Raw genomic sequence first — 17771 nt, 5'->3', positions numbered from 1 at the left:
AGGAAATCTGTTTTTAATTAAATACTTTAACCCAATTTTAACAAATAAGACGCTGTTTCTTAACATATAAAGGGATAATTTTGCAAGAGATGAATACTAAAATTGTATTTTTAGCGTTACTTTTTGCTTTTTCGTTCTCAGGTGCAGTATTTGGGCAGGAAAGTTATAAGACTTTAGTCTTTGAAGGCAATCAAAAATTTAATGCTAATGATTATGATGGCGCTTCTTCAAAGTATATGGAAGCCATAAAATCAAATTCTGGTGATTTTACAGCACATTACAATTTAGGAAATGCTTTGTATAAAAGAAAATTGTATCAGGATGCGAAAGAGGAATATGCAAAAGCTGAAAAACTTTCTCAGACTTTACCAGATAAAGCGGCAACGCTTCACAATTTGGGAAATACAATGATGCAGATGAATCAGCCGGATAAAGCCGCTGATTACTATAAACAATCTCTGAAACAGGATCCTTATAATGAGGCGACAAGAAAAAACTACGAGATTGCTAAGCTGAAGCAGAAGGAAATAGAAAGGAACAACAGCAAGAAAGACAACAACCCCGGTAAAAACGGAGGTGGAGAAAATAAAAACAAAGGAGAAAAAGGAGATTCTAAAAATCAAAAACAGGAGCAGGGCAACGGTCCTCAACAAAATAAAGGTGAGGATAATAAACCCAAAGGAAAAGGTGGTGAAGGTAAGCTTCCCAAAGAATTAGAAAAAGCCATCCTGGATAGCATTAATGGTAGAGAAAGAAAAACTGCCAAAAGAATTTTAGATAAAAAATCTTATTCAAAGCCACAAAGCAACGAGAAAGATTGGTGATGAAACAAAAAATTATTTACACAATATTTACCCTCATATCTGTAATTTCTTACGGACAAGTAGAGCTGTCGATGAAACCTGATAAAACAGACTACAACGGTAAAGAAATTGTAAATCTTACCATTATTTTAGAATTAAACGGCAATAATCTGGAACAAAAAAGTAAAATCATGCTTCCCGATTTGTCAAAGTTTAATATGATTGGTAGTGGATCATTCAATCAAATTGTAAATGATGCCGACACCAATACCGCAATCGACAAATATATTACGCGTGTAGCTCTTGAACCTAAACAGAAAGGAAAAATTAGAATTGGTTCAGTCTTAGTAAACGTCAACAACAAAATTTATAAAACCGAACCTTTTGATATTTTCATAAGAGATATTGAGAAAAAGCCAATAGCAAATATTGCTAATGACGTTTATCTTAATATGGAAATTGAAGACCGTGAAGTTTATCAGGATCAGGCTACAGTTGCTGTCTTACGTGTTTATTCTAAAAATATAGATAATCTTCGAAAAGTAAAAAATATAAAACTTCCTCAGCAAGATAATATCAATGTACATGCAGTCAATCTAAACAGATCAGAGATAGATCCTTCCGGATATGCCAATATGGCATCGCAGGTTTTGGCTGTTTTTATGGTGTTTCCTAATGAGTCTGGCTATGTAGAAGTGCCTTCGGTTTCGGCTTCTGTAAATACTTACTCTAAGAAAAGCAGTATCACATCGAATAAAGTAAAACTTAATGTAAAAAAACTTCCTGAAGGTTCACCCGAATCTTTTAAGAATGCGGTGGGTAATTTTAAAGTAGATATTTATTGCCCGTCAAAAGAAAAAATTGAAGCCAAAAAACCTGTAAATGTAACCGTAAAAGTTTCTGGCGAAGGTAATCTTGCCGATATGAGCCTTCCAAAAATTGAAGAGTCTCCTGATTACGAAGTTTTTGCACCAAAAATTACCTCGCATATACATGCTGGCCTTACAGGAATGAAAGGTGAAGTTTTTGCTAAATATATTTTAATTCCTAAAAAAGCGGGCGAATTGATTGTGAAAACAGAAGCTTTTGCTTTCTTTAATCCTGCAGAAAAAGAATATGTGAATCTGGGACAGGAAAAATTAGGCTTAACTGCTTTTTCGCATGATCAGGTTTTAGAAGCAAGATCTACAGTAGAAAAAGTAAATGATTATACCAATACTTTGCTTGAAACAGTTGATAGCCCGGTTTTAAAAACTACCTCTTTCAAAGTTAAAGAAAAAAATAAATTCAACTGGAATGTACTTTTTGTAAATATTGCGATATTAATTGGGTTATTTATCGCCTATATGTTGTTTAAATATTGGCAAAAAAAACAAAAAATAATTAAAGAAAAGCCAACCCCAAAACCTTTAGGTTCTGTTGCTGAAACTGAAAAAGAAATCAGAGAAAGTTTAAAAACCGATATCAGCGATTATTTTGCTTATCTTGAAAATCTGAAAATTTCTGGGGACTATCCTAAATTTTTTGAAACCTTTGAAGAAATGGATGCAGAAGTAAGAAGTCAGTATTTCCAAAGCTCTAAGGAGGATTTTAAAATATTTCTTGAAAGACAAAACGGCAAATCTGTTGCTGAAAAATATCAGGAATTATTGCAAAAGATTCAGATTGAGAAATATTCTCCGCTTACAACAGAAGACTCATTAAATGACTTATTAACCGATATTGTTAAATTATATTCTCTTATTAGTAAATAATCATTTTTTATTTATATTTTTGCGAAATTAATAATCGTAAGAAATGGAGGTTTTCAACAGTTTCTCTTTTAAAGAAGTTATTACCAGCTTTATGGTACTTTTCGCCGTTATCGACATCATCGGTTCGGTACCTATTGTGGTGAGTTTGCAACAGAAGTTCGGACAAATAGAAGCAGGAAGAGCTTCAATTACTGCCGGAGTAATTATGATTGTTTTTCTTTTTGTAGGAAATAAAATCTTAAAATTTATTGGAGTAGATGTCAATTCATTTGCCATTGCAGGAGCTTTCGTTATTTTTATCATTGCGCTTGAAATGATTTTAGGAATTGAAATCAACAAAACAACCGAAGCAAAATCGGCCTCAATTGTTCCTATTGCATTTCCTTTGGTTGCAGGAGCAGGAACTTTAACAACTACTTTATCTTTAAGAGCAGAGTTTCATGATATTAACATTATTTGTGGCATCATTCTCAATACAATTTTCGTATATTTGGTGCTGAAATCTGCGAAGTGGATTGAGAAGAAAATGGGAGAGGCGTCTTTGGCAATTCTTCAGAAAGTTTTCGGTATTATTCTACTGGCAATTTCAATTAAATTATTTACCGCAAATTTTGCGCAGCTGGTGCAGAATTATATAAATTTTTAGATCATGCAGAAGTTTTATAAAGTATTTTTAATCGTATTTGTCGTAATCATCGCTATCAATACGTATGCAATCGACTGGAATTCAGATATCACATCTGAAGATAATGTTAAATTTTTAATTTCTATCGCTTGCGGATTGTTGGGTGTTGGTTTACTTTTCATCCTGAATACTTGGAGTAAAATAGGCGCAAAGAAGTAATTCTTTGTACATAAAATATAAAACCTCTTTCATTTTGAAAGAGGTTTTTTGTTGGTTTAAATATTTTATTTTTATGAATGTATTATAACCAGATTTTTCAAGACGGCTTCAGACTTAAGCTCAGTTTCATTCCATTCTTTTTCAGAATTACTTTGAGCGGTAATTCCGCCTCCAACAAAGAGATGAACTGAATTTTTATATAATCTTGCGCAACGCAGATTAACGAAATATTGAATGTAATCTTCTGTTTCAATTTTGATGTAACCAGCGTACAATTCTCGAGGAAATTTTTCAACTTTTTCAATAATTTCTCTGCAAAAATCCTTAGGAATACCACAAACTGCAGGAGTAGGATGAAGTTCCTGAATAATAGAATCTAAGTTTTCAGGATTGATTTTTATTTTAAAATCTGTTTTTAAATGTTTAATGTTTCCAGAAATATGGTCATAAGTTTCAGACTCCTGAATAGAATGTGAATCACGATATTTCTCTAAAATATTCCTGATGTAAGATGAAACAGGTTTCTGCTCTTCAATCTCTTTTTCAGTCCATTCTTCAGACACAGGAATTGTTCCTGCAATGCTCATTGTTTCAAACTCGTGAGTCGATTTATTGTATTTTCCTAAAACTTCAGAAAAAGCACCCATCCATGAAGTTTCACCGTCAAAAAATAAATATTTGAATGCATTTGAATAGTTTTTACAAAGATTATTAAAACTATTTTTTAAATCAATTTTATTAAAGTCTTTTAGAATTTTTCTTCTTGAAAGAACAAGTTTCGGAAGATCATTTTCTTTGATTATTTGAATGACTTCTTCCAGTTTTTGCAAATATTCTTCTTGAGTTTCTGCAATAAACTGAGATTCATCTTTTGGTAAAATTTCAGAAGTGATTTTTAAATTTTCAAATTCCGTAAGGTTTTTTTCAATGATTTTTCCGGCAATATCAATTTTTTCAGCATTATTAAAAGAGTGAAAATTGATTGAATTAGTGTTAGAATTTTCATCCGTAGAATAAAGTTTCTCGTCAAAAGGAAATTTGAAATAGATCATAATTTTGAATCTTTCAGAAAACCATTATTTAGAAATAAAATAAGATATTCCTAAGCTGATTTTTCTTTCAGCAAAGGTATTATTAGTCTTAAAAATGTCAAAATCAAATGAAGAGTTTTTTAAAGAAAGATTTTTAATTTTAAAATGTTGATATTCTACATCAATCAAAAATCGGCTGAATATTCGATATTGCAAGCCTAAAGAAAATCCGAAGTTGATTTGATTGCTTTTAAAATCATCCAGTTTATTGAGAACATTATTTTCAGGAACTAAAAACTTCATTTTATAACTGTTTTTATTGGCCAAAAATCCAGCAAAAGGTCGCAGGTTTTTCCATTCATAGATTGCTTTTAACTGCAAAACATATTCTAAGTGTTTATTGTTAAATCTTTGAAAGAGTAGAGGTTGGTCGTCTTTAGAAAAGTAAAAACCGTCGAGGTAAGTTTCTTCTTTATTGGCATCCAAATCAAATGTAGAATTCCAAGAATAGATATTTGCAGAAAGCATTAATGAAAAATTCGGATCGATAATGCTTTTAGAAATCCATATTCCAAGATTTTGCCCGAAATGTTGATTTTTTCCTGACAGCATTTCAGCCCAACTAGCTTTTTTAAAACCAATTCCTGCCTGAATTCCGTATTGAAATCTTTTTGTTCTTAGCTTTTTTATTTGTTCTTCAAGTTCTTCTTTATCAATGTTTAGATTGATTTCTTTAATCTCTTCTTCTTCGATTTCCAAAGAAGAAAACTTTAAATTTGCAGGTTTTAATTTTATTGCTTTTTCAAGGTAAATAGTATCGTACACAATCACTTTTTCATACACATAAATGGTGTCTGTTTTTTTGCGTTGAGCGAAAGCGCAAGTAATGAAAATAACAGAAAAAAGTAAGATTATTTTTCTTAAAAACATGGTTGGTTTCGTTTTATCTTTCTATAAAAACAGTGTCTCGCTGAATGATCTTTTTTACTACAATCACTTTGTGAGAAACGGTTTCTGAAGAATCTTTATGAGTAATAATTTTTGAAGATACAGTATTTTTTGTTTTAATGAAATGGTTTTCTGATTTTAAATCTTGATCGTTTTCTGAAACTGATTTCTGGCTTATTCTTAGATTTTCTAAATTTTCACTTAAAAGTGGTTCTTCATTATTATTCAATTTTTTTTGATCATTCGAATTCTTATTTTCTTCTGATTTAGAATTTAAAATATTGGAACTAAATGTTTGTATTAAAGAATTTTTAGGAGTGAAAAGTAAAACAGATCCTACAATAATAATGAAGAAAGTAGTTCCGATAATTGCTTTCTGTTTCCAGAAATTATGAGTTGAAGAAAACGAGAGCGTACTTGAGCTTATATCAGATGGAATTTCGAAATTTTGCGATGGTGAAATGGTAAAATTTGAAAACTTACTTTGAAAATTCTGAGCCCACAATAAGCCACCAAATCCAAGAAAAACTAAAAGCTGTGCTGTTTTATTTTTTTGTGTTTCACTGTTAACGAAATGAGTCATTAAATAATTTTGCACCGATTTTTTAGCCCGCATCAAATGCGACTTTGAAGTATTGACCGGAATTTCCAGCAAGCCTGAGATCTCTGCGTGAGAATAGTTTTCGATATAATATAAATTGAAAACCGATTTGTGGTGAGAAGGTAAGCTGTCGATAGATCTCAACAGCTCTTCTCTCGTGAAATCATATGTTAAAATGTGTTTTTTTTCGTCCATTGCAGATGTTGTGATTTCGGTCAACGTGTTATCTGGGATTTCTGAGTTTTCGGTGGCAATAAAGGCGTCTTTACTGGCCTTTCGGATAAATTGCAGGGCATTATTGACTACAATTTTTTTTAGCCATCCGAAAATTGCTTTTTCATCTTTCAATTGATGATTTTTCTGAATAGCAGTGATGAAACTGTCTTGCACAATATCTTCTGCATTTTGAAGGTCTGGTATATATCTACGACAAATCCCCAAAAGTTTTGGGGAATGGTCGAGATAGATCTTTTGCCAGTTGAGATTTGTTTTTGACATTTTTAGTTCTGTACTACACAAATTGAATTAAAACAGCCCTTTGAAATATCGGTAATCATTATAGTTTCTACATCGTTTATATAGAATTTTACTGCAGAATCTTTAATTCTAGTCATATAAATATTTTGATCTTTAGTTAGTAAATGACCTATCCTATTAAAACCGTTTGGATCATTTATCTGAACTAAAGTGTTATTTTTATAATAAAAGTCGTAGCCTATGTAAAAGTGTTCGTTTTCGTTCCAATAAATCGAATTAATTGGTCCTTGAGTGATGTTCGTTGGTAAGTTTGTAACAGTATTAGTATGTACATTTTTGTATGACTGTATATTGTTTTGGATATTTTTTTCTAATAAAAATATGCCGGAAGATGTTTTATAATAACCTTTAGGTATTTGATGGGAAGTATTTGTTGAGGTTAACTGTACACCATTTTTATAATGAACTAAATCCCATGAAAAAGTGGTAGGATCATAATTTTTACGTGTAGTTATGTAAATGTCATTATTATAAATTTCAAAACCACCTATCATTTCTTCATTTTGAGTTGAAATAATAGTTTTTACTCCATTCTTCCAATAACATAGTTGATAAGTGCTCAGACCAGATGTAGGATTAATTACTTTTACAGTTCCAGCAAAGTAAATATCTCCGCTATTAATAATCATTTTCGGTATTAAACGTAAATTATCCATTTGCAAAGTTGTATTTGGTAATACATTGAGATATTGAGCTACCTCATATTTATTTCCATTTTTCCAAAAATACCAAGCTGGAATATTACTTATAAAATCAATATTTACAGCTAAAACATAAATATCATTATTATCTACATCTATCTGTATTCCATTTAAATTATTACCTCCTTGTAAAATGGTTTTCTGATTATTTTTCCAATAGCTTACTTGCAAATTTTCTGTTCCTCCTACATAAACATCATATGATGCAGTTTTCTTCTCAAGCCCATCATCAATATCATTCTCCCTGCAAGAAAATACAAAGGTTAACAATAAAATAAAAGGTAAAATTAAGTTTCTCATGGTTATTGTTTTCTTTAAAGATGTAGAAATATAGAAAGGTTGCAGCAAGTGTATAAAAAATTCAATTTTTTTTTGGAATGGTCGAGGTAGATTTTTTGCTAATTGAGATTTTTTTGCATTTTAATTTTCTACTACATAAATTGAATTGAACGTATTATTGGTTAGCGTTGATGTATTAGTAATATTTTGCGTTTCAACATTATTAATGTAGACTTTACTTGAGCTAGGCGTTATTTGGTGCTTGATTGTATACAAATTATTATCTAGCACAAACATGTCTCTAATAAGGAAATAGGTAGGGTCAACAGGAAACACTGTTTGAATATTATTTTTGAAATAAGTGTTTTGTATATATCCAATACCTAAAACATACAAATCTGAAGAGTTTGTTTCACTAAATATCTTCCCTTCATTTAGGTTCGGGAAGTTATTATTATTACTTACAAGTGTTTCAATATTTGTAGTTAAATTTCTATAATGAAAGAAACCATTTTTTACATAAAGAAAGTTGATGCCCGTTGAGTTTTGGCTAAAATTACAAACCCAACTGATACCAGGAATAGAATGAAAAGTTGTCCCAACGTAATATCCCGATTGAAAGCCACTTGATATACTATTAGTGATTGCAGAAACATATGTTTGATGATTGAAAATATTAATTTTTGATGTTCTATAAATGATATCATTTGATGTATTAAGTACTGTTTTTACACCATTTTTCCAAATACAAAACTCATATCTAAGAGGGGTGGGTGAAAAAGTATCATAATATCCGATAAAATAATTATCTCCATTATCGATTGCCATATCTAAAATTTGATAGGGTGAAAGTGTAGGAATTCCTAAATATACACGTAAGTCTTCTTTGGTATTATTTTTCCAAAAATAGTAGTTTGGGTTAACCCCATTGCTATTTCCTAAAATATAAGTGTTGTTGTTCTCTACAATTATTTTTTCAGCATTTAAATTATCGCCTCCTGCTAAATTGTTTAAAACATTGTTTTTCCAAAATGAAGCTTTATTATTTTCCGACCCCGCGACATATACATCATATGATGTGGTTTTTTGTCCAAGTCCCTCATCAATATCATTTGATGTGCAAGAAAATACAAAGGTTAACAATAAAATAAAAGGTAAAATTAAGTTTCTCATGGTTATTATTTTCTTTAAAGATGTGGAAATGTAAAAAGGTTGCAGCAGATTTTAATTAAATATCACAGGTTTTAGAATTTTAGGTATTTTTACGATGTGATAAGGCTGAGTAATAACTGTTGTAACATTTCCCTGAAGTAATTTTTCTACATCCACTTCAATATTCTGAGTGTTCTCATCAACGGTTATAATATCAACAGAATGTCCACCGTTTGGATAAACTGCATCAATAACAACAATTACCATAAATTGATTAAAGTCGATATTGGTTTCTGTAAAACTAGCAGAAGGATGATTATTCTGACTGTCTATTTGACTTAGAAAGTTATTCCATTGTGTTGTGTTTGTAATCACTGTATTTTGTTGGGCAGCGTAATTTCCCATCAAATTTCCTTTTCCAATCAACTGAAAATTAATTTGGTTTTTATTCTCCAATTGTTCATCATCATGATTATCACGACAAGAAATTGTCATAAAAAATATGGAACAGAGTAAAAGGAGTAAATGTTTTTTCATGATATATAAATTTAAGGGTTTCTTTATATAAGATGAAAAAAAATAAAAAGGTTGCAGGATGCTTTAATTAAATATTAAAGATTTAGCGGTTTTAGGAATTTTCACAATATGATAAGGCTGAGTGATAAAAGATGTGACGTTTCCCTTTAACGATTTTTCTACATTGATAGTAATATACTTAGGGTATTCTTCCATTTTCGTAATCTCGATTGAGTGTCCACCGCTTGGATAAGTTTCATCTACTACAACGATAACTATAAATTCGTTAAAATCAATATAAGTTGTTATAAAACTAGCAGAAGTTTGATAAGTTGTGCTGTCTATTTGATTAAGAAAATTATTCCATTGTATAGAGTTTGTAATAATGGTGTTTTGAGGATTAACGTAATTTCCTATCAAATTTCCTTTTCCAATCAATTGAAAGTTAATTTGATTTTTATTCTCAATGTTTTCATCATCATTACGACATGAAGTTACAATGAATAATACGGAATATAATAGAATAATTAAATGTTTTTTCATGATGTGTAAATTTATGTTTTTCAATTACATAATAAATGAAAATCTAAAAATTTTGTTGTAACATAATAAAAAAGACTCAAAAATTTGAGCCTCTAAATTTTATTTAAAATAAATTTCTTATCGGTTGATAATATTGTTCGTCATCGTTGTATGATTGATGAGCTGACCTTTTTCGTCACGAATCTCGATCTCAGAAACATGCATTGTTTTTCCTTTTCTGATGAATCTTGCTACTGCAGTTACCATTCCGTCTTTTTTGCTTCTTAGATGGTTGGAATTAATGTTGGTTCCTACGCCAAAATATTTGCTTCCGTCAATAAAAATATTAGAAAGACTAGAGCCCATTGTCTCTGCTAAAACACAGCTTGCTCCACCATGCATAATTCCAAAAGGTTGATGGATGTTTGGTGTAACAGGCATTGTTGCAGTCAGCGTTTCGTTTTCAATATCAATATCGATAAAATGAATACCAATCGTTTTCGCAAAAGTTTCTTCACCCCAGTTGTTGATGAATTCTAATATCTCTTCTTTCGTTTTATCTTTAGTGTACATATTTTTATGGGTAATAAGTAATTGATAATGATTAATTTTTTAAAGTAAAAAGTAAAAAGTAAAAAGTAAAAAGTAAAAAGTAATTTTGCTCCTAATTCCTAATTCCTAATTCCTAATTCCTAATTCCTAATTCCTAATTCCTAATTCCTAATTCCTAACTTTCCGATTCATTTCCCATAATATTGGGATTCCAGTTGGCTGGAATTTTTGGACCGATATCATTTTTAATATAATAATTTTGAATTTCCTCCATGACTTCAGCAAAACTTGCTGTTTTTAATCTTTCATAAGGAATTTGGTATCCTAAGTAAACGGTATTTCTTTTAAAATCTCCGGCTGCCAAAACAATAGGCACTTTTGCTGCTAAAGCCATATGGTAAAAACCTTTTCTCCATTTCGGAACCCAGCTTCTTGTCCCTTCCGGAGTAATCACTAAGCTGAAATCATCTTTTTTAAACTCATTAGCAACAAAATTAATAAGATCATTTTTCTGACTTCTGTCGATGCCTATTCCTCCTAAACCTCTTACAATTGAGCCATACCAAGCTTTAGTGTGTGAGTCTTTGATGATGATCTTTAGTTTTTTTCCTAATTTCCAATAGGCTAAGTTTCCTAAAATATATTCCATATTATGGGTATGCGGAGCTACAACCAGAATACAACGGTCGAGATTGTTGACATCGCCCTGGAGAACAACTTTCCAACCCAAAATTTTCAGTAACAGACTGCCTATTAGTTTTTTCATGAATTTTATATTTAAAACAAAAAAGTATAACCAAACTTTGGTTATACTTTACAAATATATTGAAATATTGTCTCTCTTAAAATAAACTGCTGATTAAATCTGCAATTTTTACTGCAATTTCTAAAACTACTTGTACCATGGTTTTGCTTTTTTGTGTTTGTTTTTATTATAGAATTTGGATATACGAATATAAAACTTTTTTACGAAATAGAATAGTTTTTTTTAACTTATTTTCAAAATTACAGGAGAAGAAGAGTGTGAATTTCAAACGGTTGTCTTTCATTCACACCTTCCGCACTCTCTGAGGTTTGAATTATTTGGTTTTTATAGAGATTTTACTGTCACCGTCTTTAATCTCGATGTTTTTGATCTCATTTTCTTTCAGCTTGATGATATTTTTGATAGAATCAATTTTCTTCTTAGCATCTCTTTCCGCAACTTTTACTCCGTTGATAATTACACTGTCTTTATCATCCGAATTGTATTCTATGGTAGAACCATTGATTGAAATTTTGTTTTTTTCAATGCTGATGTTTCCATTTTCGTGATCATCAGATTCTTCATTATCGTTGATTCCGTTTCCATCGGTGTCACCATCAAAATTGATCTGATCTTTTTTCACAGGAATTACAATAGTATTTTGAGGAATTACCAACTCGTAATCGATACTGTAATCTCTGAAACGGTGATTGTAAGGATATTTTATGTAGTTCGGAAGAATTACTTTATTATTAACAATTTCTACAGGAACACTTACATTTAAAGGGAAATTATAGCCTTTTGCTTCTTTCTTTATAATTAAATAAGGGGTCTTGATATCTGCTTTTCTTGTAACATCTACATGAACCCAGTCTTTTTCAAATACAGAGTTTTTATCAGAATAAAGATCGTCGTCGTATGCTGTAAAATTCTGAGGAATCGTTACGTTTTTCATATCAACATAGATGGTGTCTGAAGTTGTATTGATGGCAACTTCTTCCACATCTTCTTTATGACCTTTAAACAACATATCTCTTTTTGCCATACTTACTCCAAAGTAAGCGCCTAAACCCATTAAAGAGATAAACAAAGCTCCTAAAACCCAACCGATATTTCTCAATTTAGTTTTTGGTGAGAAGATTTTAATACTCAACAGACTGAACAAAATAGCCGGAATTAAAGACCCAACAATGATAATTGCTGCTAAAACACTATACAATCCATCGTCATCGAAATAGAATTTCATTTCATTAGCTCCCGGAAAATTTGAATCAATTCCAAAAAGTCCGAATACCACAAATACTCCTATAATACTTCCTACCGCCATTAAAGCGAAGAATGATCCGATTACATATTTTAAAACATTCCAAACTCCGTTTCCAGCGTTATTGATGTAAGGTTTGTTTTCGATGAAAATTTCACCGGCTCTTGTACTTGTTTCGTTGGCAAACTGTACAATTTTGCTTGATTCTTCTTTTAGATTATCAAAATTTAAAGGCTTCCCCTTCATTTTAAGAAAATCAGAAGCAGATTCTGCTTTTGGTAAAACTGCCCAAAGAATAAAATATAGAATGATTACAAGGAAAGATGATCCCGGTGCAACCCATAAAAATAAAAATGCACCCACCCAGATTAATCTCATCCAAGAAATCTCCATTCCGGAATATGCTGCTAAACCTGCGCAAACCCCTGCGATTTTTTGTTTCTCAGGATCACGGAACAATTGTCTTTTGTCTGTGTAGTTTGTTCCTGTAGAATTGTTCTTATTCGATTTTGTATTTTTTTCAGAATAATAAGCTTCTTCTTGTTCTTCTATTTTTTCAGGAGTACCGATCTGTGCAATTACTCTTTCTACATCACCATCGTTGATTACTTCGCGTTTTCCTAAAGAATCTCTGAAGATTTCAACCATTCTGATTTCTATATCGTGAATTACCTCATCAGCTTCAGAAATATCCAAAGAGCTTCTAAGAGCATTCAGATAATCGCTAAGCTTTATGTATGCGTGTTCTTCTATGGTAAAAGAAAAACCTGCGAGTCCTATTGAGAGTGTCTTGTTCATAGCTTTTGTTTTTAAAGTTTTTGAGTGATTTGGTTTACAGAATCTGTTAATTCTTTCCAGGTGATTTGAAGTTCAGATAAAAACGTTTTGCCTTTTTCTGTAATTTGGTAATATTTTCTGGGAGGTCCTCCTGTAGATTCTTCCCATCTGTAGGAAAGAAATTCTCCATTTTTCAATCGGGTTAAAAGAGGGTAGAGGGTTCCTTCCACGACATCCAGTTTTCCTTTTTTCAGCTCATCTATCAAATCAGAAACATACATTTCGCGGTTATTGATAAGGCTTAAAATACAGAATTCCAGAATCCCTTTTCGCATTTGCGCTTTGGTATTTTCGGTATTCATCTTTAATAGGTTTTGTTAATTAGTTATATAAATTTTCAGATTTCGGTTCCTAGCTAGTTGAACCTATTCTTATTTTACATTACAAAGATATGTAATTAAAATGGTAATATGCAATGCAAAGTAGTGAAATTATTTTTAAATAACATTTAAGATGTTGAAAATCAGTTGTATAAATTTGTTTTAAAAATCCGACCAATTATTAATTATGATAAATAAGCCCAGTTTTGATCTTAAATTTTTATATTTGTTATCAAGTTTTCCAGATTTTCATTCTGAAATTTTGATCTTAAAACTAACCAGCCATGAATTACTCTAGATTTCTAATGACATCAGTTCTTTTAGGTGGACTTTGCAGTGCACAAAAATTTTTTGAGTTACCAAATGTTTCAGAAAAATTTAATGTTATTGTTACTGCCGAAAATTGTACTGAGAATCAGTGTAGTGGGAAAACGATCATTGATCTTTATGATAAAAGTTCAATGAAGAAACACCAGACCTTATCTTCAGGTAATTTTTATTTAGATTTAAATGAAAATCGAAAGCCGGCTTTAGATTCATTAAAAAAATCGGTTGTTTTTGATGATTTTAATTTTGACGGAGCTGAAGATGTTGCCATTAGAAACGGAAATAATAATCAGGGAAGTCCTTTTTTTGAGGTTTATTTAAATAATCCGTCTACGCAACAATTGGAATTAAATGATGAGCTTACCAGTTTGGTTCGTTCAAACTCCGGAATGTTTACAGTAGATTCTGATCGTAAGCAGATTATTGCTTATTTAAAAAATGGCTGTTGCTGGAATCTTACATCAGAATATCTTTTCGTTCCCGAAAGAGGACTTTTGAAGGTCTTAGAATTTGAAGAAGATACCAGTGATCTTAAAAAAGTAACCACCATAAAAAGAGAATTTATAGATTATAAATGGTTTGCAAAAACCACCATTTACCCTAGAGAGGTATATTTTAAAGAAGAAAATAATGAAAATACAGAAAGAAATTGATTTTATCATCGCAGTAGATGCTCTGAAAAATGTACAGAGAAGAAATTATAATGCAGATGATTCCAGAAGAGAAAATACAGCGGAACATTCTTGGCAAATCATTATTCTGGCTCAAATTCTTTTTCCGTATGCCAAAAACAGAGCCGATATTGATTTATTGAGAGTAATCAGAATGCTTTCTATTCATGATCTGGTTGAGATTGAAGCGGGTGATACTTTTCTTTTTGATGAAGCCGCAATGGTCGGAAAATTTGAAAGAGAAAAGCAATCTGCTCAAAATATTTTCGGAATTTTAGATGAACCAATCCGTTCAGAATTTTTCAATCTTTGGCTTGAATTTGAAGAAGAAAAAACTCCAGATGCTATTTTTGCATGTGCCATCGACAGAATTATGCCTTTTATTCTTAATTCTTACACCTCCGGAAAAAGCTGGACTGAAGCAAAAGTAACAGAACTTCAAATAAGAAATATGCTTGAAAATGCAATCAGCAGAGCTTCTGATGAAATGGGAGAGGCTTTTCAGACTTTATTAAACTTAAATTTAGATAACGAAAAAGTCTTAAGATAGTTTTTCATACTTCCGTAAATTTTACATATTTAGGAAGATTTAGAAGATAAATAAAAAAGTTTTCGGCAGGCTTTATTTGCCGAAAACTTAGGTAAAAGAAATGAATTTCGGTAACTGTCAGTTGCCGAAATTTTTCTATCTATAGTATTTGAATTGGTTTCTTAAATTCATCGATTGCCACAAAAGTAAAATCTCCTACAATCGCTTTTTCCCTTTCGTAAGAATACATTTGCTCGGTATAGATTTCGACACTCACTTTCATACTCGTTTTTCCAACGTAGGAAACTTTTCCGATAAGTTCAACAATTGTTCCTGCAGGAATTGGTTTTTTAAAATCAATCTTGTCGCTGCTTACGGTTACCACACGTTTTCTTGCAAATCTTGTTGCGGTAATAAAGGCAACTTCATCCATCAATTGCATGGCAGTTCCTCCAAAAAGGGTGTCGTAATGATTTGTGGTATTTGGGAAAACGGCTTTGAAAATTCTGGTTTCCGATGATTGAATTCTTTCTTCTGTAGTCATATTTCATTATTAATTAAAGCGAAAATGAAATGATATTGGAACCAACAGAATTATTCAGGAACATGAAATTCCCAAAAGACTATAAGATCAATCAACTTCAAATCGCGAAAGTTTTTGTCTAAAGAAATAGGCAGGTCTCCTGACTTGTAACATCTTTATACCTTCCCATGCTTTTGCACAGTGGTTTTTTATAAAGACTTCGGTTACTTACAGTTGCGCGACAGTCCGTGATTTTCACACGATTCCCTTTTAATCTGCGGTTAAACAGAACCAGTTTCCTGAAAAGTATTAGCATGAAGCAATGTGCCAAAAGCTAAAGACTTTCCGGGTGCAAAAATAAGAATAATAAAAGAATATATGGTAAAGAATTATTCTGGGTTGCTATAAATGATCTGGCTGATTGCTCTTCCTTCCTTAATTGTCCAGAAAGTAGTGTATCTGTGTTCACCCGAACCATTAATCATATAAAGAAAAATATGATCATCATCGATTGAAGTTACGCCCATATTATCGAAATCCATAGTAGGATCAAACATGTTTTTAATCGCTTCTCTTACGAAAACAGAACCTCTTCCCGGTTGTTGTACTCTAACTGATTTTATTTCCTTTAAATCTTCAGGAAGTTCTTTTCCAAGTCCCCAGGTTTTTTGTTTGTCTATTTTAACGATATTTCCTTCTGCATCTTTTTCCTGCTTTTTAAATTTTGCGCTTGAAGGATAAATATCGATTACCACTTTTGTTCTTTGAGCGGTTGGTATTTTCTGATTGTTATTGTCGGTAAAAGTAATCGATCTTCCATTTTTAGATAAGACCGGAGTAAATTTTGGAAGCTGATCTATAAATGCAATACGGCCTTTGTTGACCATACCTTCTTTATTAAGACTGTCGTATCTCACAAATGGTTTTGGAAGTTCTTCTTTTTCAGGATATTTTATCCAGATCCATTCGGTTTCTCCGGGAGCGGGTTTCACATACACAAAAACATCTCCTTTTTTCATTCTGATTTTATCAACGATCTTGCGGTAATCTTCTTTGTGTACACGCACCATTGCATAGCCTTCTTCGGCTTTTACAACACCAAAAGGAACTTTATCTTGGGCGTTAATCAAAGTACAAGAAAAAATACTGAATATCGATAAATAGATTGCTTTGTAGATGAAAGTCATTGTAAATGAATATTTATGGCTCAAAGATATAAATTAAATATTTTTTGGAAGATAATTAAACCTTTTCAATTCTGTTAAATCTTTGATCGGCTTTAAATAAGTATCAGAAAGAAGAAAAATATCATCTGAAATATCCAAAACATCATGATATTGATGATCTGAAATAATAAAACCTTTATGAGTTTGTTGCTTAATAATTATTTTTATTTCTGCTACTACTTTTGGTGAAAGACTGTGAAAAGGCTCATCCAGCAAAATAAATTCTGCTTTAGAATAAATAATCAGCAAAACTTCTACAATTCTAAGTTCTCCTCCTGAAAGTGTATTCGGAGTCTCATTTAAAAATGGTTGAATGAATTCAGATCGAGAAATTTTTGAACTATTTTCTTTATCACAAAACAACTTAATAAGATTTTTGATCTTTATATTTCTCGGTAAAAATGAATATTGAGGTAAATAAGCAATTTTGTTTTTTCGGTCAGATTGAGTTTTTAAAATTGTATTGTTAAGCTTTATATAGCTTGTTTCACCTTTTACCGTTCCAAAAATAATTTGAAATAAAGTTGATTTTCCACAACCATTTCTTCCTAAAAGCCCCGAAATAGTACCGGTTTCGCAGCTTAAGTAAATGTCTTTCAAAATATCTTTTTTACCAAAATATTTTGTAATACTGTCGATATGAAGCTTGCTCATAGAATAGCAGAAATAAGTCGTAAGATAATACTAAAACTAACAGTTAAACTCCAAAGTGATATTCTTGAGAATCCAAAATTGGCATAAAAGAGATATTCGTTTTTCAATCTTAATTCATAGATAAAATAATGCATCAACGGGAAAATAAATAAAAAACCAAAACTAAAATTTTTAAAATCTATTCCTGCAGGAATAGAGATCAACAACGAAAATATAACTCCCGGAATAAGAAGTTTCCTGTAAAAGATCCACAATATTTTAAGATTGACAAGCATGTTCAAAAATAAGAATAAAGTTTTAATCACTTATTGAAGAATATTTTGTTATTTTTAAAAATATTTAAAAAAAACTAAGAGCCTGTTTAAAAAATGAATAATAAAAAAGAGTATGGGCTAAAAACTGGCTAAAAATTGTCATTTTAGAGTTGCAAAACAA

Annotated in this window: 20 protein-coding genes and 1 riboswitch; of the genes, 6 read left to right on the top strand and 14 right to left on the bottom strand. The window is 31.1% G+C overall.

What is annotated here, in order from left to right:
* Nucleotides 1-89 precede the first annotated feature (89 nt).
* Genes AB671_RS03035 through AB671_RS03020 form a run of 4 tightly spaced genes read left to right on the top strand, consistent with a single transcriptional unit; the run spans nucleotide 90 to nucleotide 3401 of the window.
* Complete coding sequence (locus AB671_RS03035) at nucleotides 90-824, top strand: tetratricopeptide repeat protein (RefSeq protein WP_066681430.1); 735 nt, start codon at nucleotides 90-92, stop codon at nucleotides 822-824.
* Nucleotides 824-2557 (top strand): BatD family protein, encoded by a 1734-nt coding sequence (locus tag AB671_RS03030; protein WP_066681432.1) that lies wholly within the window; start codon nucleotides 824-826, stop codon nucleotides 2555-2557. The genes AB671_RS03035 and AB671_RS03030 overlap by 1 nt, the downstream gene beginning before the upstream one ends.
* 43 nt (nucleotides 2558-2600) lie before the next feature.
* Nucleotides 2601-3203, top strand: coding sequence for a MarC family protein (locus AB671_RS03025; RefSeq protein ID WP_066681434.1), 603 nt, complete (start codon nucleotides 2601-2603; stop codon nucleotides 3201-3203).
* A 3-nt stretch (nucleotides 3204-3206) separates the two neighbouring features.
* The gene (locus tag AB671_RS03020; protein ID WP_066681436.1) at nucleotides 3207-3401 is read left to right on the top strand and encodes a hypothetical protein; all 195 of its coding nucleotides are present in this window, start codon (nucleotides 3207-3209) and stop codon (nucleotides 3399-3401) included.
* 71 nt (nucleotides 3402-3472) lie between these two features.
* Here the strand turns inward: AB671_RS03020 and AB671_RS03015 are convergent, their stop codons facing one another.
* The 11 genes from AB671_RS03015 to AB671_RS02965 form a co-directional block, all read right to left on the bottom strand.
* On the bottom strand, nucleotides 3473-4453 hold the full coding sequence (locus AB671_RS03015) for a chorismate-binding protein (RefSeq protein WP_066681437.1): 981 nt from the start codon (nucleotides 4451-4453) through the stop codon (nucleotides 3473-3475).
* 24 nt (nucleotides 4454-4477) lie between these two features.
* Entirely contained in the window at nucleotides 4478-5362 is an 885-nt protein-coding gene (locus AB671_RS03010) for a hypothetical protein (RefSeq protein WP_066681439.1), read from the bottom strand.
* Between the two features lie 13 nt (nucleotides 5363-5375).
* Nucleotides 5376-6479 carry an RNA polymerase sigma factor gene (locus AB671_RS03005; RefSeq protein ID WP_066681441.1) on the bottom strand — a complete coding sequence of 368 codons (1104 nt, stop codon included), beginning with the start codon at nucleotides 6477-6479 and terminating at the stop codon, nucleotides 5376-5378.
* A 2-nt stretch (nucleotides 6480-6481) separates the two neighbouring features.
* Nucleotides 6482-7519 (bottom strand): hypothetical protein, encoded by a 1038-nt coding sequence (locus tag AB671_RS03000; protein ID WP_066681443.1) that lies wholly within the window; start codon nucleotides 7517-7519, stop codon nucleotides 6482-6484.
* A 120-nt stretch (nucleotides 7520-7639) separates the two neighbouring features.
* Nucleotides 7640-8671: a hypothetical protein gene (locus AB671_RS02995; RefSeq protein ID WP_066681445.1), complete on the bottom strand. Its 1032-nt coding sequence runs from the start codon at nucleotides 8669-8671 to the stop codon at nucleotides 7640-7642.
* 51 nt (nucleotides 8672-8722) lie between these two features.
* Nucleotides 8723-9187 (bottom strand): protease complex subunit PrcB family protein, encoded by a 465-nt coding sequence (locus AB671_RS02990; RefSeq protein ID WP_066681450.1) that lies wholly within the window; start codon nucleotides 9185-9187, stop codon nucleotides 8723-8725.
* Nucleotides 9188-9250: 63 nt separating this feature from the next.
* Nucleotides 9251-9709 (bottom strand): protease complex subunit PrcB family protein, encoded by a 459-nt coding sequence (locus tag AB671_RS02985; RefSeq protein WP_066681451.1) that lies wholly within the window; start codon nucleotides 9707-9709, stop codon nucleotides 9251-9253.
* 117 nt (nucleotides 9710-9826) lie between these two features.
* On the bottom strand, nucleotides 9827-10261 hold the full coding sequence (locus AB671_RS02980) for a PaaI family thioesterase (protein ID WP_066681452.1): 435 nt from the start codon (nucleotides 10259-10261) through the stop codon (nucleotides 9827-9829).
* A 154-nt stretch (nucleotides 10262-10415) separates the two neighbouring features.
* Nucleotides 10416-11006 (bottom strand): 1-acyl-sn-glycerol-3-phosphate acyltransferase, encoded by a 591-nt coding sequence (locus AB671_RS02975; RefSeq protein ID WP_066681453.1) that lies wholly within the window; start codon nucleotides 11004-11006, stop codon nucleotides 10416-10418.
* Nucleotides 11007-11319: 313 nt separating this feature from the next.
* The gene (locus AB671_RS02970; RefSeq protein ID WP_066681454.1) at nucleotides 11320-13047 is read right to left on the bottom strand and encodes a PspC domain-containing protein; all 1728 of its coding nucleotides are present in this window, start codon (nucleotides 13045-13047) and stop codon (nucleotides 11320-11322) included.
* A gap of 11 nt (nucleotides 13048-13058) precedes the next feature.
* Entirely contained in the window at nucleotides 13059-13388 is a 330-nt protein-coding gene (locus tag AB671_RS02965; protein WP_066681456.1) for a PadR family transcriptional regulator, read from the bottom strand.
* A gap of 302 nt (nucleotides 13389-13690) precedes the next feature.
* On the opposite strand from AB671_RS02965, the gene AB671_RS02960 reads away from it, so the two are divergent.
* Nucleotides 13691-14386, top strand: a complete 696-nt coding sequence (locus AB671_RS02960; RefSeq protein ID WP_066681457.1) for an XAC2610-related protein — start codon at nucleotides 13691-13693, stop codon at nucleotides 14384-14386.
* Nucleotides 14364-14954: an HD domain-containing protein gene (locus tag AB671_RS02955; RefSeq protein WP_066681459.1), complete on the top strand. Its 591-nt coding sequence runs from the start codon at nucleotides 14364-14366 to the stop codon at nucleotides 14952-14954. The genes AB671_RS02960 and AB671_RS02955 overlap by 23 nt, the downstream gene beginning before the upstream one ends.
* A 139-nt stretch (nucleotides 14955-15093) precedes the next feature.
* On the opposite strand, the gene AB671_RS02950 is transcribed toward AB671_RS02955, so the two are convergent.
* From AB671_RS02950 to AB671_RS02940, 3 genes are all read right to left on the bottom strand, one after another.
* Entirely contained in the window at nucleotides 15094-15477 is a 384-nt protein-coding gene (locus AB671_RS02950; RefSeq protein ID WP_066681461.1) for an acyl-CoA thioesterase, read from the bottom strand.
* Nucleotides 15478-15588: 111 nt separating this feature from the next.
* A riboswitch (cobalamin riboswitch) is annotated at nucleotides 15589-15767 on the bottom strand.
* Between the two features lie 78 nt (nucleotides 15768-15845).
* Nucleotides 15846-16643, bottom strand: coding sequence for a hypothetical protein (locus AB671_RS02945; RefSeq protein WP_066681463.1), 798 nt, complete (start codon nucleotides 16641-16643; stop codon nucleotides 15846-15848).
* A 33-nt stretch (nucleotides 16644-16676) separates the two neighbouring features.
* On the bottom strand, nucleotides 16677-17336 hold the full coding sequence (locus tag AB671_RS02940) for an ATP-binding cassette domain-containing protein (protein ID WP_066681465.1): 660 nt from the start codon (nucleotides 17334-17336) through the stop codon (nucleotides 16677-16679).
* Nucleotides 17337-17771: the final 435 nt, after the last annotated feature.

It is taken from the genome of Chryseobacterium sp. BGARF1 (genome assembly GCF_001677955.1).
Lineage (GTDB): Bacteria > Bacteroidota > Bacteroidia > Flavobacteriales > Weeksellaceae > Chryseobacterium.
This window is presented reverse-complemented; position numbering and strand designations above follow the sequence as displayed.